Annotated in this window: 19 protein-coding genes and 1 riboswitch; of the genes, 9 read left to right on the forward strand and 10 right to left on the reverse strand. The window is 66.0% G+C overall.

Translation table 11 applies throughout. From position 1 onward, the window contains the following. A partial coding sequence (locus C666_RS20085; RefSeq protein ID WP_370701726.1) for a surface-adhesin E family protein occupies nucleotides 1–865 on the reverse strand: 865 nt, incomplete at its 3' end. A gap of 97 nt (nucleotides 866–962) precedes the next feature. Next, a riboswitch (TPP riboswitch) is annotated at nucleotides 963–1,058 on the forward strand. Between C666_RS20085 and thiD the strand changes: the two genes are divergently transcribed. Next, entirely contained in the window at nucleotides 1,051–1,950 is a 900-nt protein-coding gene (gene thiD / locus C666_RS00010; RefSeq protein WP_004332225.1) for a bifunctional hydroxymethylpyrimidine kinase/phosphomethylpyrimidine kinase, read from the forward strand. (Overlaps the previous riboswitch by 8 nt.) Nucleotides 1,951–2,061: 111 nt before the next feature. Next, the gene (gene thiC / locus C666_RS00015) at nucleotides 2,062–3,978 is read left to right on the forward strand and encodes a phosphomethylpyrimidine synthase ThiC (RefSeq protein WP_004332226.1); all 1,917 of its coding nucleotides are present in this window, start codon (nucleotides 2,062–2,064) and stop codon (nucleotides 3,976–3,978) included. A gap of 111 nt (nucleotides 3,979–4,089) precedes the next feature. Here thiC and C666_RS00020 read toward each other — a convergent pair whose 3' ends face one another. The 3 genes from C666_RS00020 to C666_RS00030 form a co-directional block, all read right to left on the reverse strand. Further along, complete coding sequence (locus C666_RS00020; protein WP_004332228.1) at nucleotides 4,090–4,758, reverse strand: YiaD family glycine zipper/OmpA-like lipoprotein; 669 nt, start codon at nucleotides 4,756–4,758, stop codon at nucleotides 4,090–4,092. A gap of 104 nt (nucleotides 4,759–4,862) precedes the next feature. Continuing rightward, complete coding sequence (crcB, locus tag C666_RS00025; protein ID WP_004332231.1) at nucleotides 4,863–5,252, reverse strand: fluoride efflux transporter CrcB; 390 nt, start codon at nucleotides 5,250–5,252, stop codon at nucleotides 4,863–4,865. Continuing rightward, complete coding sequence (locus C666_RS00030) at nucleotides 5,249–6,559, reverse strand: mechanosensitive ion channel family protein (protein WP_004332232.1); 1,311 nt, start codon at nucleotides 6,557–6,559, stop codon at nucleotides 5,249–5,251. Before C666_RS00030 ends, crcB begins: the two co-directional genes overlap by 4 nt. Before the next feature lie 217 nt (nucleotides 6,560–6,776). Between C666_RS00030 and C666_RS00035 the strand changes: the two genes are divergently transcribed. Together C666_RS00035 and C666_RS00045 are read left to right on the forward strand one after the other, a co-directional pair. Beyond that, the gene (locus C666_RS00035; protein WP_004332234.1) at nucleotides 6,777–8,513 is read left to right on the forward strand and encodes a glutamine--tRNA ligase/YqeY domain fusion protein; all 1,737 of its coding nucleotides are present in this window, start codon (nucleotides 6,777–6,779) and stop codon (nucleotides 8,511–8,513) included. Nucleotides 8,514–9,001: 488 nt separating this feature from the next. Further along, entirely contained in the window at nucleotides 9,002–9,241 is a 240-nt protein-coding gene (locus C666_RS00045; RefSeq protein WP_004332238.1) for a hypothetical protein, read from the forward strand. A 19-nt stretch (nucleotides 9,242–9,260) separates the two neighbouring features. On the opposite strand, the gene C666_RS00050 is transcribed toward C666_RS00045, so the two are convergent. Then, the gene (locus tag C666_RS00050; RefSeq protein WP_004332240.1) at nucleotides 9,261–10,076 is read right to left on the reverse strand and encodes a pseudouridine synthase; all 816 of its coding nucleotides are present in this window, start codon (nucleotides 10,074–10,076) and stop codon (nucleotides 9,261–9,263) included. Between the two features lie 427 nt (nucleotides 10,077–10,503). Here C666_RS00050 and C666_RS00055 point away from each other — a divergent pair, with 427 nt between their 5' ends. Then, complete coding sequence (locus tag C666_RS00055; RefSeq protein WP_004332242.1) at nucleotides 10,504–11,307, forward strand: IclR family transcriptional regulator; 804 nt, start codon at nucleotides 10,504–10,506, stop codon at nucleotides 11,305–11,307. Nucleotides 11,308–11,337: 30 nt separating this feature from the next. Here the strand turns inward: C666_RS00055 and C666_RS00060 are convergent, their stop codons facing one another. From C666_RS00060 to C666_RS00070, 3 genes are all read right to left on the reverse strand, one after another. Then, entirely contained in the window at nucleotides 11,338–12,450 is a 1,113-nt protein-coding gene (locus C666_RS00060) for a serine hydrolase (RefSeq protein WP_004332245.1), read from the reverse strand. 169 nt (nucleotides 12,451–12,619) lie between these two features. Further along, the gene (locus C666_RS00065) at nucleotides 12,620–13,753 is read right to left on the reverse strand and encodes a patatin-like phospholipase family protein (protein ID WP_004332248.1); all 1,134 of its coding nucleotides are present in this window, start codon (nucleotides 13,751–13,753) and stop codon (nucleotides 12,620–12,622) included. A gap of 68 nt (nucleotides 13,754–13,821) precedes the next feature. Next, nucleotides 13,822–16,095, reverse strand: coding sequence for an NADP-dependent malic enzyme (locus C666_RS00070; RefSeq protein ID WP_004332249.1), 2,274 nt, complete (start codon nucleotides 16,093–16,095; stop codon nucleotides 13,822–13,824). Nucleotides 16,096–16,527: 432 nt separating this feature from the next. Between C666_RS00070 and C666_RS00075 the strand changes: the two genes are divergently transcribed. Continuing rightward, nucleotides 16,528–18,387, forward strand: coding sequence for a phosphoenolpyruvate carboxykinase (GTP) (locus tag C666_RS00075; RefSeq protein WP_004332251.1), 1,860 nt, complete (start codon nucleotides 16,528–16,530; stop codon nucleotides 18,385–18,387). A gap of 110 nt (nucleotides 18,388–18,497) precedes the next feature. After that, a complete protein-coding gene (locus C666_RS00080) occupies nucleotides 18,498–19,667 on the forward strand; it encodes a pyridoxal phosphate-dependent aminotransferase (protein ID WP_004332252.1) in 1,170 nt (389 codons plus the stop codon). Between the two features lie 52 nt (nucleotides 19,668–19,719). On the opposite strand, the gene C666_RS00085 is transcribed toward C666_RS00080, so the two are convergent. Both C666_RS00085 and ampD read right to left on the reverse strand, forming a co-directional pair. Next, the gene (locus C666_RS00085; protein ID WP_028792179.1) at nucleotides 19,720–20,553 is read right to left on the reverse strand and encodes a lytic transglycosylase domain-containing protein; all 834 of its coding nucleotides are present in this window, start codon (nucleotides 20,551–20,553) and stop codon (nucleotides 19,720–19,722) included. Nucleotides 20,554–20,886: 333 nt separating this feature from the next. Continuing rightward, nucleotides 20,887–21,429 carry a 1,6-anhydro-N-acetylmuramyl-L-alanine amidase AmpD gene (gene ampD, locus C666_RS00090; RefSeq protein WP_004332256.1) on the reverse strand — a complete coding sequence of 181 codons (543 nt, stop codon included), beginning with the start codon at nucleotides 21,427–21,429 and terminating at the stop codon, nucleotides 20,887–20,889. A 161-nt stretch (nucleotides 21,430–21,590) separates the two neighbouring features. Between ampD and C666_RS00095 the strand changes: the two genes are divergently transcribed. Then, a complete protein-coding gene (locus C666_RS00095) occupies nucleotides 21,591–23,171 on the forward strand; it encodes an acyl-CoA ligase (AMP-forming), exosortase A system-associated (protein WP_004332259.1) in 1,581 nt (526 codons plus the stop codon). A gap of 15 nt (nucleotides 23,172–23,186) precedes the next feature. Continuing rightward, entirely contained in the window at nucleotides 23,187–24,404 is a 1,218-nt protein-coding gene (locus C666_RS00100) for a right-handed parallel beta-helix repeat-containing protein (protein ID WP_028792181.1), read from the forward strand. The last annotated feature ends 240 nt before the right edge of the window (nucleotides 24,405–24,644 follow it).

Raw genomic sequence — 24,644 nt, forward strand, 5'->3', positions numbered from 1 at the left:
CCGCCGCCGGCACGCGGCGCGGCCTGGCCGCCTCAGGCGCAGACCGCCTGGGCGGAACCTCCGCCTTCTGCGCCGATGCGGGGCGCGCAGCCACGGGCGCCGGGCTCCCGGCCTTGCGCGGCTCCGCCGCAGCGCTCGGCGCCTCGCGCTCCAAGGTTTCCGGATCGGGCCTGGGGGGCCTGATGCGCGGCAGGGTCGGCACGATCGATGCCTGCGACGCATCGCCGGCGGAAGGCGCCGGCGCCGGCGGCACGTCCGCCGTACGGATCGGACGCACCGCGGTGTCGCGCGCCTCGATCGGAGCCGGACGCGCCGTCTCCGCAGCCTGCCCGAACGCCGCCGGTGCTTGGGCCCCGGCGGGTGTGGCCGCGGGAGCAGCCTTCGCAGGCGCCGCCGCGGCAGCGCCACCCGCAGGCTGCATGGCCGTGGCCAGCTTCTGGATTTCGCTCGCGACCTTCTGCACGTCGGCCGCGGACGGAGGACTGCACACCTCGCGCCACATCCGCTCATCCACCGAATTGGGCGTGACGCGCAGCGGTGCCTGGTCCGCGACCGCCTCCTCGCGCAAGATGTTGTCGCCGATGTCGAGATAGACGCGCTTGACCGTGACGAAAGTCCGGTTCTGGCAGTCGTAGCGGTTGAGCGCCTTGATCGTGGCATAGCCCGAAGATGCAGCTTCCGCGTTGCTCAGCACGACCCTGCCCCACGACACCTTGGTGCCTCGGTCGGACGAAAAGATGCTGGCGCGATCGATTTCCACACGCCGGTCGCGGTCGCTCAGCACCAGTTGCCAATCGGCGGCGAGCACCTCCTGCAAGGGCATGGCGATCAACATGGCCAGGACAGCCAGACGGGACGGTTTCATCGAAGCAGCCGGATTCGGGATTGATGCAATGCTAAACGGCGGCAACGCGGAAATCTTGAGGGCCTTGCCACGCCTGGGTGCATACAGTATCGTCTGCCGTTCTCGTTGGGGGTGCCCGTGGCGCACGGGCTGAGATACACCCTTGGAACCTGATCCGGCTCGCACCGGCGTAGGGAAACGTACACATGAATCCATCCGCTTCAAGCGCTGCCGCCGCCGGCAGCGCATCCTCCGTTCCGTCCCGCATCCCGAACGTCGTCTCGATTGCGGGCATCGACCCGTCCGGCGGCGCCGGCGTCTTCGCCGACCTCAAGGCCTTTTCCGCGCTCGGCGCATACGGCTGCGGCGTGGTGGCGGCACTGACCGCCCAGAACACACGGGCCGTCACCGGCGTGCATGTACCGCCCATCGATTTCCTGCGCCTGCAGATCGATACCCTGTTCGCCGACGTCCAGTTGCATGCCACCAAGATCGGCATGCTCGGCAGCGCCGAGGTCACCGCCACGGTCGCGGACCGCCTCGCGCACTGGAAGGCCGTCAACGTCGTGCTCGACCCGGTGATGGTCGCCAAGAGCGGCGACAGCCTGCTGGCGAAGAACGCCATTGCGATGATGCGCGAAGCGCTGTTCCCGCAGGCCTTCATGATCACCCCCAACCTGCCTGAAGCCGGCGTGCTGCTCGAACAGCGCACGCCCGAATCGCTCAGGGAGATGTACCGTGCGGCGGAACGCCTGCGCGAACTGCTGCCGCTGTCTTCGGAACGCTGGGTATTGCTCAAGGGCGGCCATCTGCCCGGCAACGCGCTGACCGACTTGCTGTTCGACGGCGACCGCATGGTCGAACTGCCCGCCCCCCGCATCCAGACCAGAAATACCCATGGCACGGGATGCACCCTGAGCTCGGCCATCGCCGCACTGCTGCCGCAGACGGCCGGCGACTTCCGGGCGGCCGAAGCGGCCGTGCGCCATGCGCGCCAATGGATGCTGAACGCGATCGCGCACGCGGACGAACTCGCGGTCGGCAACGGCCACGGACCGGTCCACCACTTCCACGCGCTGTGGCGCCCCCAGGCCGCCCCGCGCTGAGACGGCCCCTCCCCTCACGCCTCTTTCCCGCGCCGGCAAGCCAGGCAAGGCCGCGCCAAGGGGCGGCGAGAGCCCGCAACGAAACGATACCGCCCACGGAGACCCCACCCCATGAACGCCCCCGAGAAATTCACCGCCGCCGCCGCGCAGGTCGACGAAGCCGCGATCGCCCCGCTGCCCAATTCGCGCAAAATCCATGTCGAGGGGTCGCGCCCCGACATCCGCGTGCCGATGCGCGAGGTCAGCCAGAGCGACACCCCGGCATCCTTCGGCGCCGAGCCGAACCCGCCGATCTTCGTCTATGACTGTTCCGGCCCCTACACCGACCCGGCGGCGCGGATCGACATCCGCTCCGGCCTGCCCGCGCTGCGCCAGGGATGGATCGAGGAACGCGGCGATACCGAGGTTCTGCCCGGCCTGTCGTCCGAATTCGGCCGCCAGCGCGCCGCCGACAAGGCGCTGGACGAACTGCGCTTCCCCGGCCTGCACCGCAAGCCCCGGCGCGCAAGGGCGGGGGGCAACGTGACCCAGATGCACTATGCGCGCCGCGGCATCATCACGCCCGAGATGGAATACATCGCCATCCGCGAGAACCTGCAGCGCCAGCAATACATGGAATCGCTGCTCGCCGCCGGCCCCACCGGCCGCAAGATGGCCGCGCTGCTCACTCGCCAGCACCCCGGCCAGAGCTTCGGCGCCGCCATTCCGGCCGAGATCACCCCCGCGTTCGTCCGCGACGAAGTCGCCCGCGGCCGGGCCATCATCCCCAACAACATCAACCACCCCGAAACCGAACCGATGATCATCGGCCGCAACTTCCTGGTGAAGATCAACGCCAACATCGGCAACTCGGCGCTCGGCTCCTCGATCAACGAGGAGGTCGACAAGATGACCTGGGCGATCCGCTGGGGCGGCGACACGGTGATGGATCTGTCCACCGGCAAGAACATCCACGAAACGCGCGAATGGATCATCCGCAACAGCCCGGTGCCGATCGGTACGGTACCGATCTATCAAGCGCTGGAGAAGGTCAACGGCAAGGCCGAGGAACTGAGCTGGGAGATCTTCCGCGACACCCTGATCGAACAGGCCGAACAGGGCGTGGACTACTTCACCATCCACGCCGGCGTGCTGTTGCGCTACGTGCCGCTGACCGCCAACCGCATGACCGGCATCGTCAGCCGCGGCGGCTCGATCATGGCCAAGTGGTGCCTGGCGCACCACAAGGAGAGCTTCCTCTACACGCATTTCGAGGACATCTGCGACATCATGAAGGCCTATGACGTGGCCTTCAGCCTGGGCGACGGTCTGCGTCCGGGATCGATCTACGATGCCAACGACGAGGCGCAGCTGGGCGAGCTCAAGACCCTGGGCGAGCTAACGCAGATCGCCTGGAAGCACGACGTCCAGGTCATGATCGAAGGCCCCGGCCACGTGCCGCTGCACATGATCCGCGAGAACATGGATCTGCAGCTCGAGCAGTGCCACGAAGCCCCCTTCTACACCCTGGGGCCGCTGACCACCGACATCGCGCCGGGTTACGACCACATCACCAGCGGCATCGGCGCGGCCACCATCGGCTGGTACGGCACCGCCATGCTGTGCTACGTGACGCCCAAGGAGCACCTGGGCCTGCCCAACAAGCAGGACGTCAAGGAAGGCATCATCACCTACAAGCTGGCGGCACACGCGGCCGATCTGGCCAAGGGCCATCCGGGCGCGCAGATCCGCGACAATGCGCTGTCGAAGGCGCGTTTCGAGTTCCGCTGGGAAGACCAGTTCAACCTCGGCCTCGACCCCGACAAGGCACGCGAATTCCACGACGAAACCCTGCCCAAGGATTCGGCCAAGGTCGCCCACTTCTGCTCGATGTGCGGTCCGCACTTCTGCAGCATGAAAATCACCCAGGACGTGCGCGACTTCGCCGCCGCCCAGGGCATCGGCGAGGCCGAGGCGCTGACGAAAGGCATGCAGGTCAAGGCGGTGGAGTTCGTGAAATCGGGCGCCGAGGTTTACCGGAACGTCTGAACGCAACCGTGATCGGACAGGCAAACGCCCGCCGGGGACCGCCCCCCGGCGGGCGTTTTCACTTTCAGGCCGGACGAAACCGCCGGCCGTGGGAACGGGGCGCGGGCGGCCTTACTGCTGCGCGGCCTCGGCGACGAAGATCTCGACGCGGCGGTTCACCGCACGGCCCGAAGCGGTCGAGTTGTCGGCGATCGGCTGGCGCGAGCCGCGGCCGTCGATGGCGATGCGCTGTGCCGACACGCCGAGCGCGGTCAGATAGTCGCGAACGGAAGCCGCACGGTTGACCGACAGCGGATTGTTGATCGCATCGCTGCCGGTGCTGTCGGTGTGGCCGATGATCGTGATCGTGGTGACCGGATGCTGGTTCAGGCCGCTCGCCAGCCTGTCGAGCACGGGGCGCATGTTCGGCTTGATGTCGTAGCGGCCGGTATCGAAGGAAATGTCGCTCGGGATGTCGACCTTGAGCTGGTTGTCGGCGGTCTGGCTGACGCCGATGCCGGTGCCCGCGGTCGCCTGCTCCATCTCGGCCTTCTGCTTCTGCATGTGCTGCGACCACAGGTAGCCGCCCGCAGCGCCCACCGCGGCGCCCACCGCCGCGCCGGTGGTGGTGCTCTTGCTCTTGTTGCCGCCCGCCGTCGCCCGGCCGATGACGGCGCCCGCGACCGCACCGATGCCGGCGCCGACCCCCGTGTCGCGCTGGGTCTCGCTCATGTTGGCGCAACCGACCAGCCCGCCGGCGGCGAAGGTGAATGCGGTCAGGGAAACGATGATCTTCTTCATGGTCTTGAGCCTCCGGATTTGTAACAGGCGGGGTGATTATCCACGCGGAACACGGCGCGACGGCCCGCCCGGTGTGCAACAAAGCATGACCGGCACCGAGCCGATCATCCCCTCAGCAGGTTGAAAATGGAATAGCCCGCCCAGGTCGCCAGGACAGAACCCAAGACATGCAGGACCAGGTGCAGCACCAGCCAGCCGAGGGCGCCACGCTGCAGCAGATGGAAAGCTTCGGCCGAGAAAGTGGAGAACGTCGTCAGCCCGCCCAGCAGCCCGGTCGTCAGCAACAGCTTGAGCGCCGGCGGCATCTCGGGCCAGGCCTGGACCAGGCCCAGCACGCCCCCCATCAGCAGCCCGCCGACCAGGTTCACGACCAGGGTGCCGGGTGGCACGAGGGGAAACATCGGATTCAGCCATACACCCAGTCCCCAGCGCAGCCAGGTACCGCAGGCCCCACCGATGCCGACCGCCGCAAAGGCGGCAAGACCCGTGCTCATACCTTGAACTCTCCCGCCACGCCTGCATGGCGGCCACGACCGCCCGGCGCCTCCGCCCCCCGCAGGCCGCTGCCCAAGGCCCGCATGTCGGCACCGCTGGGATGCTGGAACACGCGCAGGCCGAACTCCGGCAGGATCGCCAGCAGGTGGTCGAAGATGTCGGACTGGGTGCTCTCGTACTCGGCCCACACGATGGTGTTGGCGAAGCAGTACAGCTCCAGCGGCAAGCCGTCTGAAGTCGGTGCCATCTGGCGCACCATCAGCATCATGCCCTGATGCACGCCCGGATGATGGCGCAGATAGCGATCGACGTAGGCACGGAAGGTGCCGATGTTGGTGACGCGGCGGCGATTGACGATGTCGCGCTCGCCGCGCGGCAGGGTCGTATTCCAGGCCTCCAGTTCGGCCTCCTTCGCCGGCAGGTAGCCGTCGAGCAGGGCGAAGCGGTCGAGGCGGTGGCGCTCCTCGTCGGTCAGGAAACGGATGCTGTGCTGATCGATGTACAGGCTGCGCTTGATCCGCCGCCCGCCCGACTCCCGCATGCCGCGCCAGTTGCGGAACGAATCCGAGATCAGGCGCTTGGTCGGGATGGTGGTGATGGTCTTGTCCCAATTCTGCACCTTCACCGTATGCAGCGCGATGTCGATGACGTCGCCGTCGGCATTGAGCTGCGGCATCTCGATCCAGTCGCCGATGCGCACCATGTCGTTGGAACTGAGCTGCACGCTGGCGACGAGCGACAGCAAGGTGTCCTGGAAGATCAGCATCAGCACCGCCGCCATCGCCCCCAGACCCGACAGCAGGATCAGCGGTGAGCGGTCGATCAGGCTTGCCACCATCAGGATCGCGGCGACGAAGTAGATGACGATCTTCGATACCTCGACATATCCCTTGATCGGCCGCAGGCGCGCATCGGGGCGGCGCTGATAGAGCGCACTGAGGACGTTCAGGGTGCCGCTCAGCGCAAGCGCCACCGTCAGCACGATGAAGGCGCTGCACACGTTCTCGATCACCGTCACCAGCGCCGCCGGGAGATGCGGCACCGCACCGACCCCGATCATCAGCACCAGCGCGGGTACGATGTGCGACAACCTCGACACCACACGCAGCGGCGTGACTTCGCCCCGCGCGGCGCCTTCCATGAGTACGCGTGCGCCCAGCAGCCTGCGCAGGCCACGCAGCAGGACATGCCTGGTCAGCCAGTTCGCCAGCCAGGCAACGGCCACCAGCCCGCCGACGGCAACCAGGGTATAGAGCGGCGGATGCTGCTCCAGCAAGCCGATGGCGACACTGAGATCTTGTTCCATTCCTTCTCCAGAAAACTCCGCCGGGCCGGCAGTCCGGCCGTCATTTCCGCAGTGTTCCATTTGGCACAAATTATAGCCACACGGCCGCCACGCCCTCCGGGCGCCGGGGCGGACGGCCGAAGGGATCGGCCGATCGGCTACAATCCACCCCGACCACAAGCATCCACGGGCCATGCCGACAGGCCGCCCCCAACCATACCGTCCATTCTTGAGCCCGATGAATCACCCCGACAGGAAGACCGGCACCGACGCCGCCGCACCGAGCAATTTCATCCGTAACATCGTCGACGAAGACATCCGCCATGGCAAATGGGGCGGCCGCGTCGAAACGCGCTTCCCGCCCGAGCCGAACGGCTACCTGCACTACGGCCATGCCAAGTCGATCTGCCTGAACTTCGGCCTGGCCGAAGCCTATGGCGGCGTCTGCCACATGCGCTTCGACGACACCAACCCCGAGAAGGAAGAGCAGGAATACGTCGACGCCATCGTCGAGTCGGTGCGCTGGCTCGGTTTCGAGTGGGGCGAGCATCTGTATTTCGCCTCGGACTACTTCGACACCATGCATGCCTGCGCGCTCAGTCTGATCAAGGCCGGCAAGGCCTACGTCGACTCGCAGTCGGCCGAGGAAATGCGCGCCAACCGCGGCACGCTCACCGAGCCCGGCAAGGACAGCCCGTGGCGCAACCGCAGCATCGACGAGAACCTCGGGCTCTTCGAGCGCATGCGCGCCGGAGAGTTCGCCGAGGGCAGCCACATCCTGCGCGCGAAGATCGACATGGCCAGCCCCAACATCAATCTGCGCGACCCGGCGATCTACCGTATCCGCCACGCCAGCCACCATCGCAGCGGCGACAAGTGGTGCATCTACCCGATGTACACCTTCGCCCACCCGATCGAGGACGCGATCGAGAACATCACCCATTCGGTGTGCACGCTCGAATTCGAGGACCAGCGCCCCTTCTACGACTGGCTGCTGGACGCGCTGGCGACCGAAGGCCACTTTCCGCGCCCGCTGCCGCAGCAGATCGAGTTCGCCCGCCTCAACCTGACCTACGTCGTGCTGTCGAAGCGCAAGCTCATCCAGCTCGTCAACGAAGGCCATGTCGCCGGCTGGGACGACCCGCGCCTGCCGACGCTGATCGGCGCCCGCCGCCGCGGCTTCACGCCTGCGGGTTTCCGCCGCTTTGCCGACCGCATCGGTGTCTCCAAGGCCGACTCGTGGATCGACATGAGCGTGCTCGAAGAATGCATGCGCGACGACCTCAACGAAACCGCCGAGCGCCGCGTCGCGGTGCTCGATCCGCTCAAGCTGGTCATCACCAACTACCCCGCAGGGCAATCCGAGCTGTGTCAGGCTCCCAACCATCCGCTCAAGCCTGAACTGGGCAAGCGCGACATGCCTTTCGGCCGCGAACTATGGATCGAGCGCGAGGACTTCATGGAAGAACCGGTCAAGGGCTTCCACCGCCTCTATCCGGGCAACACCGTGCGCCTGCGCTACGGCTTCGTCGTCAAATGCACCGGCTACGAGAAAGACGCAGCGGGCAAGGTCAGCGCAGTGCTTGCCGAATACATGCCCGACTCCAAGTCCGGCACGCCTGGCGCCGACAACTACAAGGTCAAGGGCAACCTGCACTGGGTATCGGCCGCGCACGGTTACCAGGCCGAAGTGCGCCTCTACGACCGCCTTTTCGCCCATCCTCATCCCGGACAGCGCCGCGAAGGCGACGCCCCCGACGCCGAGCGCGACTTCCTTGACGACATCAACCCGGACAGCAAGCGCACCGTCGCCGCCTGGCTGGAGCCGGCACTGCAAGGCGCGCGGCCCGAAGAGCGTTTCCAGTTCGAACGCCACGGCTACTTCGTCGCCGACCGCGTCGACTCCAAGCCCGGCACACCGGTGTTCAACCGCACGGTCACGCTGAAGGACTCATGGGCCAAGGGCGGAAAATGAGTCACGCCCCGGATTCGCCGCTGGCCTGAAGCCCACGCAGGCCCCGCATGCCGAACGAAGCCCCGCACGCCTCTCCGGTTACGAGCAAGCCGGCCATGAACCTGCGGCGGGGCCTTTTCGCCCTGGCCATGCTGCTGGCGGCATCGGCCGGCGCCGCCCCGGCGCCCTGGCATGTATGGCGCAGCAAGCTCGACGGCCGTGAGTTCTGCGCCCAGACCTCGCCCGGCCCCGGCTGGGAACCCGTGCGCGGCCCCTTCAGCGACCCGCACTGCAGCAAACGGGCGCAGGCTGCCCGTGACACCTCCACCGTTGCACCGCCTCAATCCATTGACTCAGGTCAATCTTCGTCCAGATCGCCCGGCAAGACGTCCGGGGCACACTAGACTGGAATTGACCGAGGCTCGGTTTCGGTTCGATGCCGAGCTTCACGCAGAAAACAAGAAGGTTCCAAGCCTCCAGGATGATGGGCACGTTTGAAGGAGACTGTCATGAGCATCATCGACTCCCCGATCGGCCGGTGCGAAGCCGTCCACGAGATGGTTCTACTCGATGAAACGCAACAAGAGTGCGCATGCGAACACGGCTGTCCGCCAGGCTTCGACTGCCCGCTGGCTGGCTGTTTCGCCGAGGTGAGCGGCTTGAGCGACGAGCACGCGGCTGCGCTCAAGCAGGCTGGCAAATGCATGAAGCAGCCTGGGGCGAGGAAACGCGTGCCTGCCCCCGCCTGAGCGCTGGGCGGCGCGAGGATCAGAACGATTCGTCCTCGCGCAGGTAGCGCCACTGCCCGAGCGGCAGCTCGCCGAGCTTCACCTCTCCGATGCGCACCCGCTTGAGGCCCACCACCTTCAGGCCGACCATTTCGCACATGCGGCGGATCTGGCGCTTGCGCCCCTCGCGCAGCCGGAAGCGCAGCTGATCGTCGTTCATCCACTCCACCCGGGCCGGTCGCAGCTGCACGCCGTCGAGTTCCAGGCCATGGCTCAGCAGCGCCAGTCCATCGGCCTGCAGGCTGCCTTCCACGCGCACGAGATATTCCTTTTCCACCTTGGAATCATCACCGATCAACTGGCGCGCGACGCGGCCATCCTGTGTCAGCACCAGCAGCCCGGTGGAGTCGATGTCGAGCCGCCCCGCCGGCGCAAGGTTCTTGAGCTGGCTGGGATGGAAGCGCTGCGCGGTATCGCGGTCGAACTGGTTGTCCGCGCCGATCAGGCTCACGGCCGGGACGTAGCCCGGCTCCGGCTGGCCGGATACGTAGCCGACCGGCTTGTGCAGCAGGATGGTCACGCGCTGGCGCTGGGTGCGCGCGGCCTCGGGCGCGAGGTCGATGCGCGCATCGGGCTGGATGCGGATGCCGAGTTCGGACACCCGCTTGCCATCGACGAAGACCCAGCCGCGCTCGATGAACTCGTCGGCCTCGCGGCGCGAGCAGATACCGCGCTCGGCCATGACCTTCGACAGGCGCACGCCTTCGGGCTTCGGCCCCGCCTCCACCGCCACCTGCCCGGACGGAGGCGGCACCTCTGTCCGGGCCGTGGTGTCCGCGCCGCGCTGCTTGCGCACGTCCGGCTCGGAACGGGACGCCGGCCGCCGCTCCGTCGCCTTGCCGCCAGGCCGTTTTCCGCCGGCGGGGGAGCGCCGGTCTGCAGGCGCGGGCTTGGCCGCCGCGGCGGGCCGGGCCGGAGGCGCAGGTTTCCTCTTCTCGACGGCGCCGTCACCGTGCTCATCGCCGTCGGCTGCCGCGGTATTGCGCGGGCGCAGCTTGAGCGTGCCACTGATATGCGAGGGCGCGGGTTCGGGGGGCTTTCGGCGGAAGGTGTTCAAGGCTGTTCCCGATGAGATAGGGCCAGCATTATCGCCCACAATCAGACGGCGTGACGGCGCTGCTGGGCTGGAGGCGCCACGGACCGGGGCTTCGTTTCACTAGGCGAAATCGGACCGGGCAGGTAAGATCCCCGTTCCTTATCGAATGCTCATATAGAGCGCCGCCGTGTCCGCCAAGAAGATCGATCCAGCACCCGCCGCCGAAGGCAAGAACTCCATTCAGGTCATCGAACGCATGATGAAACTCCTGGATGTTCTTGCCCAGCATGCCGACCCCGTCCCGCTCAAGCAGCTTGCGCTGGAAACCGGCCTCCATCCTTCGACCGCGCACCGCATCCTCGGCGCGATGACCCACAGCGGCTTCGTCGACCGCACGGACGCGGGCATCTATCGTCTCGGCATCCGCTTGCTGGAACTGGGCAGCCTGGTCAAATCGCGCATCTCGCTGCGCGACACCGCCATGCCGATGATGCTCAAGCTGCACGCGGCCACGGGCGAAAGCGTCAACCTCGGCATCCGCGCGGGCGACGAGATCGTCTACGTGGAACGGACATCGAGCGGCCGCTCTTCGGTGCGCGTGGTACACATCGTGGGTGCGCGCGCGCCGCTGCACACGACGGCGACGGGCAAGCTGTTCCTGGTGGAAGACGGCCTCGAACGCATCCGCGACTATGCCCGCCGCACCGGGCTGCCGCCCTCGACCCCGGCCTCCATCACCAGCCTGCCCGCACTGGAAAAGGAACTCGAGCGCGTGCGCCGCCATGGCGTGGGCTTCGACCTGGACGAAGTCGAAGCCGGCGTGCGCTGCATTGCAGCCGGCATCCGCAACGACGGCGGCGAGCTGGTTGCCGGCCTGTCGCTTTCCACCCCGTCGGAGCGCTTCAACCCCGACTGGGCGCCACTCGTGCGCGAGACGGCCGATGAAATCTCGCGTGCGCTGGGATACTCAGCTGCACGCGCGGCCCGCTAGCGTCCTTGCGGCCGGCGGCGGAGGCGTGCCTCAGCCCTCGCGCCGGATCGGCGCCGTAGCGATGCGCGGGGTTTCCACCTGCTCGAGCCACTTGCGTACACGCTTGGCGTCGGCCGTTCGCGTATAGCGGCCGTTGGAATCCATCAGCACCATGACGACCGGCTGCTGGTGCAGCCAGGCCTGCATGACCAGGCAACGGCCCGCCTCGGAGATATAGCCGGTCTTCGACACGCTGATCGACCATTCCGGGCTCTTCACCAGGCCGTTCGTATTGCCGAAACGGGTCATGCGGCCGCGCACGTCGACATAACGTTCGGGCGAAGTGGAGAATTCGCGGATCAGGGGATAGGAAGCCGACGCGGACACCATCTTGGCCAGGTCGCGCGGACTGGAGACGTTGGCCGGGTTCAGGCCCGTACTGTCATGAAAACGGGTGTTCCAGAGCCCGAGCAGCCGCGCCTTGACATTCATCGCCTCGATGAAGGCTGCCTCCCCGCCCGGATAATGGCGTGCGAGAGCGGATGCCGCGCGGTTCTCGGACGACATCAATGCAAGATGCAGCATTTCCTCGCGCGTCAGCGTGGTGCCGATGGCCAGGCGCGAGCCGGTGCCCTTGAGCGTGTCGATATCGGCGTTCGCGACGCTGATCGGTTCGGACAGGCCTTGCCCGGCATCAAGCACGACCATGGCGGTCATCAGCTTGGTGATTGAGGCGATCGGCACCACCGTGCTGGCATTGCGCTCGAGCAGCACTTCGCCATTGGCCGGGTTGACGATGTAGAAGGCGCTCGAACCGAGCTGCGGCAGGCCATTGGCGTCGAGCGTCAGCGCGACATCGCTCTCCGCCATGGCCGGAGCCACCGCGGCCGCAGCAACCCCCGCGGCTGCCGGCGCCATGCGCACCGAAACGCGGCGCGTGTTCTTCGCCGCCGGCTTGGCCTTGGCATTCTTCACCGCCTTGCGGGCAGACGGTCTGGCCGCGGCTTTCTTCTTCTGGACGGCCGCCTTCGCGACCGGCTTCTTCGGCGCGGGCTTGACACTGGCCCGTGCTGCCTTGTTGGCGGCAGCCTCGGCAAGATTCGAAACCGGTTGCAACATGAACAGGCCGATGACGGCGGCGGCAAGCAGGGAGCGAGGTTTCATGGCTGAAAGTGCAACTGGAAATTGCCTTGCTTGAATCTGTAGCAAAAATAAACAGATAGCAAGGTTTTTTGAAGCGAATTCGCGGAATGCCCGCAAATTGTCACACGAACCCGGAGTCCTGGCATCGCTTGATACAAAAAATGCCCCCCACGCTCATCCGCTGCGCGGGCTAAAGGCGCAGGAAATCGCTCACTTCGCCGCGCCTTGCCATCACGTCCTCATAGCCCAGCTCGATCAGCGCACCGATGAACGCCGGCTCGAACAGCAGGTAGGACAGCAGCGCCGACCCCTCGCTTCGCATCGCCCCCAAACTGCGCAGCACCATCCGCAGCATGCCCGGCAACGCCTCTCGATGGCGGCCGGCAATGGCATCGAGCCGGCGCGAGGGCAGCAGCACCAGGGCGTCGATCGGTTTCAGCCCTGCCGAGGCCCGCCGCTGCTCGGGTGTCATCGCAGCCACGCTCCGGTTGATGCGATCGAGCCGTTCGAGGTCGACTGCGAGCGTATCCAGAAAAATGCTCGACAGCGCATGGCCCGCGATCTGGGCAGGCGACGGGTAGGTTTCCGTGCGCTGCCGCACTTCCTCGGCGAGACGCCCGGCACCGACCACGAGGATGCGGTCGGCACCGAGATGAATCGCCGGGCTGACCGGCGCCAGCTGGCGCATCGAACCATCGCCGAAGAACTCTCGGTGGATATGTACCGCCGGAAAGACGAAGGGCAGCGCACTGGTCGCCATCAGGTGATCGACGCCGATGCACGCGCGCACCCCCATGCGATGCGTCCGCCGCCAGGGTTGAATGTCGGCTGCGGCTTCGAAGAAGGCGAGGCTTTCGCCCGAGGCATAGCCCGATGCCGTGATGCTGAGCGCGCGCAGATGGCCGCGCCGGATGCTGCGGCCGACCTGCGAAAAATCCAGCACCCTCGTCAACAGTCCGCGCAAGGGCGTGTTGTCGAGCAGGGAACGGGGCGTCTGGCGCACGGCCCAACCGGTCGTGAGCGCCAGCCCCCAGCGTCCGACGCTGCCGAGTATGGCTGCGGCATCGGCCCGATAGACGCAGTCGACGTGAAGATTGCGCCAGATGTGCTCGATCTGGCCCACGGCGTGGTTGAAGCTGCGCGAATATACCGCCAGCGCCGCGGCGTTGATGCCGCCCGCGGAAGTACCGCAAAGGATGGGAAAGGGATTGCCCGAACGACGGCCGCGCAGCTCGCGGATCGCGGCCAGCACGCCGACCTGGTAGGCCGCTCGCGCGCCGCCGCCCGTCAATACCAGTGCCGTCTGCGGCCTCCCGTCCGTCATCGCTCATTGCACCCGCGCATTCCGATGTGCGGAGGATGAACGATGAGGGCGGGAACCGACAAGCGCCTTCAGTCCTCCTGGCCGGCCTCGACGACCGTCAATGCGGTCATGTTGATGATGCGGCGCACGGTGGCCGACGGCGTCAGGATATGCACCGGCTTGGACGCGCCGAGCAGGATCGGCCCCACGGTCATGCCCTCGCCGGCCGCATTCTTCAGCAGGTTGAAGGCGATGTTGGCCGCATCCAGGGTCGGAAAGATCAGCAGGTTCGCGTCCTCGCGCATCTTCGCGTTGGGGAAGATCTGCAGGCGATGCGTAGCATCCAGGGCCGAGTCGCCATGCATTTCGCCCTCGACCGCGAGATCGGGATGCTGTTCGTGCAGCACGCGCAGCGCGGTGCGCATTTTTTCCGCCGTCGGCGAGTCGGCCGAACCGAAGGACGAATGCGACAGCAGCGCCACGCGCGGCTCGACGCCGAAGCGCTTCATCTCTTCCGCGGCCAGCAGCGTCATCTCGACGATCTGTTCCGGCGTGGGATCGTAATTGACGTAGGTGTCGGCCAGGAACAACGTGCGGCCCGGCAAGCTCAGCAGATTGACCGTATAAAGATGATCGACCCCCTGGCGGCGGCCGAGCACCGACTCGACGAATTCGCGGTGCAGGCGGTGCATGCCGTAGGTGCCGCAGATCAGTCCATCGCCATAGCCGAACTTGAGCAGCAAGGTGCCGATCAGCGTGGTGCGGCGACGGACCTCCTTCTTGGCGTATTCCACCGACACGCCATGGCGCTCCATCAGCTCATGGTAGTGCTGCCACAACTGGTTGAAGCGCGGATCGGAGTCGGGGTTGACCAGTTCATAGTCGCGGTCGGCCACCATGCGCAGGCCGAAGCGCTCGATGTTGGCCGTCACGACGACCGGACGGCCGATCAGGATCGGGCGCGCCAGCCCTTCGTCCACCACCTGCTGCACCGCGCGCAGCACTTTTTCGGATTCTCCCTCGGCGAAGATGATGCGCTTCGGGCTCTTACGCGCGGCGGCGAACACCGGCTTCATGATCAGACCCGAATGCCACACGAAGTTGTTGAGCTGGGCGCGATAGGCGTCCCAGTCCGCGATCGGGCGCGTCGCCACACCGGAGGCCACCGCAGCTTCTGCCACCGCCGGCGCGATCTTGACGATCAGGCGGGGGTCGAAGGGGCGCGGAATGATGTACTCGGGGCCGAAACCGCCGACCTTCTCGCCATAGGCCGCGGCGACGATGTCGCTCTGCTCGACGCGCGCCAGTTCGGCGATCGCCTTCACCGCGGCAAGCTGCATCTCGTCGGTGATCGTGGTGGCACCGACGTCGAGCGCGCCGCGGAAGATGAACGGAAAGCACAGCACGTTGTTGACCTGGTTCGGATAGTCCGAACGGCCGGTGGCGATCAGGGCGTCGTCACGCACCGCCTTCACCTGCTCGGGCAGGATCTCGGGCGTCGGGTTCGCAAGCGCCAGGATCATCGGCCGGGGCGCCATCTTCGCCACCATTTCCGGCTTGAGCACGCCGCCCGCCGACAGGCCGAGGAACACGTCCGCCCCTTCGATGACCTCGCCCAGCGTCCGGGCATCGGTTTTCTTGGCGTAGTGCGCCTTGATCGGATCCATCAGCGTGGTACGGCCTTCATAGACCACGCCTTCGATATCGGAAACCCAGATGTTCTCGACCGGCACACCGAGCTTTTCGAGCAGGCCCAGGCAGGCCAGCGCCGCGGCGCCGGCGCCGGAGGTCACCACCTTGACCGTCTTGAGACCCTTGCCCTGCAGGTGCAGGCCGTTGAGGATGGCCGCGCCGACCACGATCGCGGTGCCGTGCTGGTCGTCGTGGAAGACCGGGATCTTCATGCGCTCGCGCAGCTTCTTCTCGATGTAGAAGCACTCGGGCGCCTTGATGTCCTCGAGGTTGATACCGCCGAAAGTGGGCTCGAGCGCGGCAATCATGTCGATCAGTTTGTCGGCGTCGGGCTCGTCGACCTCGAGGTCGAAGACGTCGATGCCGGCGAACTTCTTGAACAGCACGCCCTTGCCTTCCATGACCGGCTTCGACGCCAGCGGGCCGATGTTGCCCAGGCCGAGCACCGCCGTGCCGTTGGTGACGACGCCGATCAGGTTCGAGCGCGCGGTGAGCTCGGCCGCCTGCGTGGGGTCCTCGACGATCGCGTCGCAGGCCGCTGCGACGCCGGGCGAATACGCCAGCGACAGATCCCGCTGGTTGGACAGCACTTTGGTCGGCATGACCGAAATCTTGCCCGGACGCGGATAGCGGTGATAGTCGAGGGCGGCGCTGCGGATCAGTTCATCCATGGTCTCTTTCCTGTCTCATCTTCGGTGTGGAGTGCGCGGCACGCACCGCCGACCGCTCCCGACGACAGAGCAGGCCGAACGGCCCTTGCGCGAACACACGCAGGATACCGCGAATCGTCATTTCTCGCATTACGAAAAACTGATTTGCGATATGAAAACAAGCGCCGCAACCCTCGATCCCATCATAGACGCCCCCAGGCATGCCGGTAGCTGCGGCGGCGTTCCGCGGCGACATTCCATCCATGTCCGGGTATCGGTCGTGGCATAATTATGAGCTTTCGCCGATAGCGGTCCATTTCCGGATGAACCGCTATCGGACATCGGGCGCCGCGACCTTGCGCCCACGCAGCCCGCCGGCCAGGCAGCAACACGCCTCGACGATGGCCGACCGACGGGAATGGTTTCGCATCACAGCACGGGAGAGCTGTACATATGTCTCAGAACCACGCCCAGGCGGCCATTGCCGCTGCCCCCGAATACGTCCGCCACGAAGGCCTCAAGCAGTGGGTCGGCGAGATCGCCGCCCTCACCGAGCCCGACAGCGTCGTCTGGTGTGACGGCTCACAAGAAGAATACGACCGCCTGTGCGTAGAAATGGTCGAGTCCGGCATGTTGATCAAGCTCAACCCGGAAAAGCGCAAGAATTCCTACCTCGCCTGGTCCGACCCGTCCGACGTCGCCCGCGTCGAAGACCGCACCTTCATCTGCTCCAACGACAAGGTCGACGCCGGCCCCACCAACAACTGGGAAGACCCCGCCGTGATGCGCGAGACCCTGAACGGGCTGTTCAAGGGTTCGATGCACGGCCGCACGATGTACGTGGTCCCGTTCTCGATGGGCCCGCTCGGCAGCCCGATCGCCCACATCGGCATCGAGATCTCCGACAGCCCCTACGTCGTCACCAACATGCGCACCATGACGCGCATGGGCAAGGGTGCGCTCGACGTGCTCGGCACCGACGGCGAATTCGTCCCCTGCGTGCACTCGGTCGGCGCCCCGCTGGCGCACGGCGAGAAAGACAGCCGCTGGCCATGCAACCCGACCACCAAGTACATCGTGCATTTCCCCGAAACGCGCGAAATCTGGTCCTACGGCTCGGGCTATGGCGGCAACGCGCTGCTGGGCAAGAAGTGCTTCGCGCTGCGCATCGCCTCGACCATGGCGCGCGACGAAGGCTGGCTGGCCGAGCACATGCTGATCCTCGGCGTCGAGTCGCCCGAAGGCGAGAAGACCTATGTCGCCGCCGCCTTCCCCTCGGCCTGCGGCAAGACCAATTTCGCCATGCTGATCCCGCCCAAGAGCTTCGGCGGCTGGAAGATCACCACCGTGGGCGATGACATCGCCTGGATCAAGCCGCGCAAGGAAGCCGACGGCAGCACCCGCTTCTACGCCATCAACCCCGAAGCCGGCTTCTTCGGCGTCGCCCCCGGCACTTCCGAGAAGACCAACTTCAACGCCATGGCGACGCTGAAGGAAAACATCATCTTCACCAACGTCGCGCTGACCGACGACGGCGACGTATGGTGGGAAGGCATGAGCAAGGAGGCACCCGCTCATCTGGTCGACTGGCAGGGCAAGGACTGGACGCCCGAGATCGCCAAGGAAACCGGCCGCAAGGCGGCTCACCCGAACTCGCGCTTCACCGCGCCGGCAGGCCAGTGCCCGTCGATCGACGCGGCCTGGGAAGACCCCGCCGGCGTGCCGATCTCGGCCTTCATCTTCGGCGGCCGCCGCGCCACCACCGTGCCGCTGGTGTACCAGGCCTTCAACTGGAACTTCGGCGTCTACATGGCCTCCACGCTGGGTTCGGAGACCACCGCCGCGGCCTTCGGCGCACAGGGCGTGGTACGCCGTGATCCGTTCGCCATGCTGCCCTTCTGCGGCTACCACATGGGCGACTACTTCAACCACTGGCTGCGGATGGGCCACGTCGTCGAAGACACCCCCAAGATCTTCTGCGTGAACTGGTTCCGCACCAACGAGAAAGGCGAATTCATGTGGCCCGGCTTCGGCGACAACATGCGTGTGCTGAAGTGGATCGTCGACCGCTGCAAGGGCAGAATCTCCGCCAAGGAAACCGCCCTCGGCTGGATGCCGCGCTTCGAGGATCTCGACTGGAACGGCACCGACATCAGCCGCGAAGAGTTCGAAGCCCTGACCCAGGTCGACGCCGAAGCCTGGCGCACCGAACTGAACTCGCACAAGGAGTGGTTCGACAAGCTGCAGGACCGCCTGCCGCGCCAGCTCGTGCTGAAGCGCGAACTGTTCGAACTGGCGCTGAACGCCGACTGAACACCAGCCTGCTCCACACACGAAAAAGCGCCGCAGGTCGGCGCTTTTTCGCTTTTCGGGGATGATTCGGCTCCCCCTCCGCCACCACTCCTCGTCCGGACAATCAGGCCATGCATCGCTCGACCCGCCTCAACGACATACAGCCCTTCCACGTCATGGAACTGCTGCGCCGCGCGCGCGAGCTGGAAGCACAGGGCCGCGACATCATCCACATGGAAGTCGGCGAGCCTGATTTCCCGACACCGCGGCCGGTCATCGACGCCGCGGCCCGCTTCATCGCCAGTGGCGAGGTGCACTACACCGCGGGGCTGGGCCTACCGGCTTTGCGCGAAGCCATCGCCCGCTTCTACCACGACCGCTTCGGCGCCGACATCGCCCCTGAGCGCATCATCATCACCGCTGGCGCATCGGGCGCGCTGATGCTGGCCCTGGCGGCGGCGACCGAACCGGGAGACGAATGGCTGCTGCCCGACCCGGGCTATCCGTCCAACCGCCACCTTGTGCGCAGTTTCGAAGGAAAGGCGCAAGGACTGCCGGTGGACGCGGGGAGCCGCTACCAACCCACCCCCGCCCAGGTGGATGCCGCGTGGAACAGCCGCAGCCGCGGCCTGATGGTGGCGACGCCCTCCAACCCCACCGGCACGCTGCTGCACGTCGATGAAATCGCCGCCCTGCATGCCGTGACGCACCGCCGCAGCGGCCTATTGATCGTCGATGAGATCTACCAGGGCCTGAGCTACGGCGTGGACGCCTCGACCGCCCTCTCCCACCCCGTGTTGAATACCGCCGACGACCTGTTCGTGGTCAACAGCTTCTCGAAATACTTCGGCATGACGGGCTGGCGCCTGGGTTGGCTGGTGGCACCAGCCGGCATCGTGCGGGACATCGAAAAGCTCGCGCAGCACTTCTTCATCTCGCCGTCGACACCCGCACAGCACGCCGCGCTGGCAGCCTTCCGCCCGGAGACACGGGAGATTCTCGAAGCTCGCCGGCGCGAATTCGGCAACCGCCGCGACACCCTGCTACCGGCCCTGCGCAACCTCGGCTTCACGGTGGCAACGGAGCCGCAGGGCGCGTTCTACATTTATGCGGACATATCGAAAGTGGCGGACGATGCCGAAACATTGGCACACCGTCTCATCGAGGAAGCTGGCGTAGCCGCCACGCCGGGGCTGGATTTCGGCCACCACCTGCCGCGCCGGCACCTGCGCATCGCGTACACGACACGGCGCGAGCGCCTGCTGGAAGCCGTGGAACGCATCGCTCGCCTCAGGCTGTGAGCCACGCGCAATCAAGTACACGCCGAAGCATGGACGAACTGCAGCGCGGACATCAGCCTGCGGATGCCGACGTCTCGTTCTGAACCAGCGTTTCGCGGCCCGAAGCGGCCACGAGGCGTTTCTTGATCGCCATGACCTTGCGCGTATAGCGTGCGTTCGGATCCTTGAGGGAACCGTTGTAATACTGCAGGGCACGCTGCATGCTGCCGTAGCGCTGCAAGCCTTCCTGCAGCACCAGGGCACCCACACGCACATTGAGTCCGGGATCGAACAGAGCGTACTTGTCCCGCCCCTGGCCGATCTTGTCCTGATGGTAGCGCGGCATGACCTGCATCAGGCCCTGGGCCCCCATGTTGCTGACGGCGCGCGGATTGAAACTGGATTCGACGGCCATGATCGCGACGATCAGCAGCGGGTCGAAACCATGCTCTTCGGCCGACTCTTCGGCAGCCATCAGCGCAGGCTCCAGCACCTCATCCGACACCCGGTAGGTATCGGAGATCCAGTCGCGTACCCGGGCCATTTCGGGCGACAACCCATCGTCCCCGGTACTCAGGTCGAAGAGTGGCAGGCCGAGCGCGGCCAGCGCAGCCGACGGCTGCCTGGACGTCGATGCCGAAAACCCCTGCGCTGGCTTATGAGGCACGACCAGCCCCGGCTGGACGCGATGCGCATCCGCTAGTGCCATCGCCGCTTCACCCACGGTCGGCACAGCCCTGTCCTGCATGCGCACGGCGGCATAGCCGACGGCCTGGGGTGCGGCACCGTCATGGGCGACGTAGGCCATGCCCGCAAGGCCAAAGGCGAGAACGGCGCCATGTGCGATACAGAGCACGGCACCACTTGTCCGGCGCGCAAGCGCCTTGATTCGAGTTGCGCGTTCCATGGTGTCCTCCATGCTGTGGCCTGAGGGACTGCGGGCGGATTGCCGCGATGGGGCATCCGGGGCTTCCGCATGGTGTGCAGAAGCGGAGTCAGGTACGGCGGGTCAGCCGCGCCTGCATGCAGTCACGCTCGGTCGCCAGTAGGTGTTCAAGCCAGTCGCCGCAACCAGACGACGGGCCCCGCGGTGCGTGCGTCCATGAAACTGCGTCTCCCCTTGAGGAAGGCGCCGCACCGAAATCGGTCGATGAATAAAATTGCTGCAAAGCAGCAGGGACCGAATTCTATTGTTGCGAAAACATTTTGTCAAAACTTGACACGTCTGCTGACACTTCGATCAAGTCTTCAGGGCCCGCACGCGACAATCCAGCCGCCGCCAATCGAAACACGGCCCTGGATCGGTCTTGCGGCCCGGCGCAATGTCCGAGTGCCCCACGACATCCTCGATCGGATAGCGTTTCTGCAGTTCGACGATCAGATGGGCAAGCCGCTCGTACTGGGCATCCTCGAACGGAAAGGAGTCGCACCCTTCCAGCTCGATCCCGATCGAAAAATCGTTGCAGCGCTCCCGCCCCTTCCAGCTCGACGCGCCTGCATGCCAGGCGCGCAGGCGCGGATCGACGAAGCGGATCACCAGGCCGTCGCGGCGGATGTAGTAATGCGCCGACACGCGCAAGTGCTGGATCGAAGCGTAGTACGGGTGCTCATCCGGATCGAGCGTATTGGTAAACAACTGCGCCACTCCCGGCCCTCCGAACTGATCGGGCGGCAGGCTGATCGCGTGCACAACGATCAGACGGACGGGCTCCCCTTCGGGACGCATGTCGAAATTGGGCGAAGGCAGGAAAAGATTCACGGGGTTCACGGCGATCCTGGTCAAGAATGGCGGACGCTCTCCCGCCAACCCGTCCGCACAACGGAGCTTGCCGAAGCTAGCAGCAAACTCCATAGCGCGCCAGGCCACGCGTTGTGTCACCCATGCCGAGGCGCTAACCTAGCGCATTGCCTGAACACGCATCACTCTGCACGAATCGACCCGACATGAACCATACCCATCTGCTGCACCAACTCATTCTCGCTTCCGCCCAACGCGATCCGGACGCCCCCGCCCTGACCTTCGGCAACGAGCATCGCAGCTATGCCCAGCTCGCAACCGACATTCATGCATTCGCTTCGGGCCTGCGCCAACTGGGCCTTGAACGCGGCGAACGCATCGGCATCTATCTGGACAAGCGCATCGAGACCGTCATCGGCATGTTCGGCGCCACCACGGCGGGCGGCGTGTTCGTGCCGGTGAACCCCATCCTCAAGGCCGAGCAGGTCGGCTACATCCTGCAGGACTGCAACGTGCGCGTGCTGCTGACCTCGCCCGAGCGCTTCACGGCGCTCGCCGGCACGCTGGCCAGTTGCCACGACCTGCGCCATGTCGTCCTGACCGGCATGCCTGCCGAGCTGCCGACGCTACCTGGCGCGTCGGTTCACCGCCTGACCGATCTCCTCGCCGCCACGGCGACACCCGGCCATCGCGTCATCGACGCCGACATGGCCGCCATCCTCTATACCTCGGGCAGCACCGGCCGGCCGAAAGGCGTCGTGCTGTCCCATCGCAACATGGTCGCGGGCGCGAAGAGCGTCGCCCAGTATCTCGACAACCATGCCGGCGACACGCTGCTGGCCGCGCTGCCACTGTCCTTCGACGCCGGCTTCTCGCAGTTGACCACCGCCTTTCACAGCGGTGCGCGCGTAGTGCTGCTCAACTACCTGATGCCACGCGACGTGCTCAAGGCGGTAGACAAGGAGAAGGTCACCGGCCTCACCGCCGTTCCGCCATTGTGGATCCAGCTCTCGCAACTGCAATGGCCGGACACCATCACCGAACACCTGCGCTACATCGCCAACACCGGCGGACGCATGCCGCTGGAAACGCTGACCAAGCTGCGCGGCATGCTGCCGAAGACCAAGCCGTTCCTGATGTACGGCCTCACCGAGGCTTTCCGCGCGACCTACCTGCCGCCGGCAGAAGCCGACCGCCGGCCCGACTCCATCGGCAAGGCCATCCCCAATGCCGACGTGGTCGTACTGCGCGACGATGGCAGCGAATGCGCCCCCAACGAACCCGGCGAACTCGTCCAGCGCGGCGCACTGGTGGCAATGGGCTACTGGAACGACCCCGAAAAAACCGCCGAGCGCTTCAAGCCGCTGCCCAGCCATGCGCCTGGCCGCCAGAGCGGCCTCGTGCTGCCCGAGCTGGCCGTGTTTTCCGGCGATACTGTGCGGCGTGACGACGAAGGCTTCCTGTACTTCATCGGACGCCGGGACGAGATGATCAAGACCTCCGGCTACCGCGTCAGCCCCACGGAAGTGGAAGAAATCCTCTACGCCACCAGGCTGGTCGGCGAATGCGCGGCCTTCGGCGTCGAGCATGACACGCTCGGGCAGAGCATCACCGTCATCGCCACCCCGCCGCAGGGCGGCACGCTCGACGGCGCAGCGCTGCTCGCGGAATGCCGCCTGCGCATGCCGGCCTACATGGTCCCGCACCGCATCGAAGTGCGCGACGGGCCGCTGCCACGCAACCCCAACGGCAAAATCGACCGCAAGACCTTGTCGAGCGAAATCTGAAGCCTGCTCCTGGCCATGCCCACCGACAAAGGAAGCGTCGCGCTATCTGCAGGCTTGCGAACCGGTTCCAGCAAGACTACCGCGCTCCGCGCCGGGCTGCTCGCCCTGGGTGCCGTCCTGTCTCTCGACCTGGCCGCCGCGGTCCTCCGCGTCGGCCCCGGCGAGACGTTCGTGCGGATTGCCGATGCGGCGAAGTCCGCGCGCGACGGCGACATCGTCGAGATCATGCCCGGCGAATACCGTGGCGATGTCGCGGTCTGGAAGCAAGAACGTCTGCTCATCCGCGGCCTCGGCGAACGCCCGGTCCTGATCGCGGACGGCAGGGTCGCCGAAGGCAAGGCCATCTGGGTCATCCGTAACGGCGACATACAGGTCGAGAACATCGAATTTCGCGGCGCGCGAGCCGGCGACGGCAATGGCGCGGGTATCCGCTTCGAGCGCGGCCGCCTCGAAGTGCGCAACAGCACTTTCATCGACAACCAGATCGGCATCCTCACGGCGAATTTCGAGGATGCGGAACTCACGATCCACGACAGCCTCTTCGCCCAGGCTCCACGCCAGGAGCGGCCACTTCCCCATCTGCTCTACGTGGGCCGCATCGCGCGCTTCGAGATCAGCGGCAGCCGTTTCCACCAGGGCTATCATGGCCATCTGCTCAAGTCGCGCGCGCGCTACAACGACATACGCTACAACCTGCTTTACGACGGGCCGCACGGCGAAGCCTCCTACGAACTCGAACTGCCCAACGGCGGTGTGGCCTTCGTCGTGGGCAACATCATCGGCCAAAGCGCCAACACACAGAATCCGATCGTCATTGCCTACGGTGCCGAGGGCAATATCTGGCCCGACAGCGCCCTGTATCTGTCGCACAACACGCTGCTCAGCGACCGGCTGGCCGGCACGTGGTTTCTGCGAACCTTTTCCGACCACTTGCCGCCCGATGCCGAAATCCTCGGCATCAACAACATCACGGCGGGTATCGGCGCATTCACGCTCACGGCCAGCGGCACATTCACGGGCAACGTTCCACTTCCTCCCGGCGGCCTGCGCGACCCGGACACGCTCGACTTCCTCCCCCGCGGGAGCAGCCTGCTGCGCTGGGCCACGAAACCTGCCGGCAGCGTCCGCTCCATATCACTGGCCCCCGAAGCCGAATTCGCCTTGCCACGGGGAACCCGGCCTCTCCCGCCCCTGCGCCACTGGCTGCCCGGCGCACTGCAAAGCGGCGACTGATCGGCCTGGCTGCTCGAACCGGGCGAAAATCCGGCCTTCGCGTCATGATGAAGTGACACGTATCACTGACAATTCGTGTTCCATGCGGCATCATCCGCAGCGTTTCGTCTTTCTCGGCCCAGGTGGCCAACGGAGTTCTGTGTGCTAGAGCGGTTCTGTGGAGTACTTCACACGTCGGATGCAGCGACCGGCGCAACCAACGGTTTCCCCGATCAACTGGCACGGGTCCAGTTTCCGCAA

Origin of the sequence: Thauera linaloolentis 47Lol = DSM 12138, assembly GCF_000310205.1 — a bacterium.
Classification (GTDB): domain Bacteria; phylum Pseudomonadota; class Gammaproteobacteria; order Burkholderiales; family Rhodocyclaceae; genus Thauera; species Thauera linaloolentis.

Coding starts and splice junctions, on each gene's coding strand:
- C666_RS00020 (WP_004332228.1), bottom strand. CDS start 4,758: ATGAAGAAGATCATCGTTTCCCTGACCGCATTCACCTTCGCCGCCGGC.
- C666_RS00070 (WP_004332249.1), bottom strand. CDS start 16,095: ATGGATGAACTGATCCGCAGCGCCGCCCTCGACTATCACCGCTATCCG.
- C666_RS00045 (WP_004332238.1), top strand. CDS start 9,002: ATGAGCATCATCGACTCCCCGATCGGCCGGTGCGAAGCCGTCCACGAG.
- C666_RS00100 (WP_028792181.1), top strand. CDS start 23,187: ATGCCCACCGACAAAGGAAGCGTCGCGCTATCTGCAGGCTTGCGAACC.
- C666_RS00080 (WP_004332252.1), top strand. CDS start 18,498: ATGCATCGCTCGACCCGCCTCAACGACATACAGCCCTTCCACGTCATG.
- crcB (WP_004332231.1), bottom strand. CDS start 5,252: ATGAGCACGGGTCTTGCCGCCTTTGCGGCGGTCGGCATCGGTGGGGCC.
- C666_RS00065 (WP_004332248.1), bottom strand. CDS start 13,753: ATGACGGACGGGAGGCCGCAGACGGCACTGGTATTGACGGGCGGCGGC.
- C666_RS00060 (WP_004332245.1), bottom strand. CDS start 12,450: ATGAAACCTCGCTCCCTGCTTGCCGCCGCCGTCATCGGCCTGTTCATG.
- thiD (WP_004332225.1), top strand. CDS start 1,051: ATGAATCCATCCGCTTCAAGCGCTGCCGCCGCCGGCAGCGCATCCTCC.
- C666_RS00030 (WP_004332232.1), bottom strand. CDS start 6,559: ATGGAACAAGATCTCAGTGTCGCCATCGGCTTGCTGGAGCAGCATCCG.
- thiC (WP_004332226.1), top strand. CDS start 2,062: ATGAACGCCCCCGAGAAATTCACCGCCGCCGCCGCGCAGGTCGACGAA.
- C666_RS00075 (WP_004332251.1), top strand. CDS start 16,528: ATGTCTCAGAACCACGCCCAGGCGGCCATTGCCGCTGCCCCCGAATAC.
- C666_RS00035 (WP_004332234.1), top strand. CDS start 6,777: ATGAATCACCCCGACAGGAAGACCGGCACCGACGCCGCCGCACCGAGC.
- C666_RS00095 (WP_004332259.1), top strand. CDS start 21,591: ATGAACCATACCCATCTGCTGCACCAACTCATTCTCGCTTCCGCCCAA.
- C666_RS00085 (WP_028792179.1), bottom strand. CDS start 20,553: ATGGAACGCGCAACTCGAATCAAGGCGCTTGCGCGCCGGACAAGTGGT.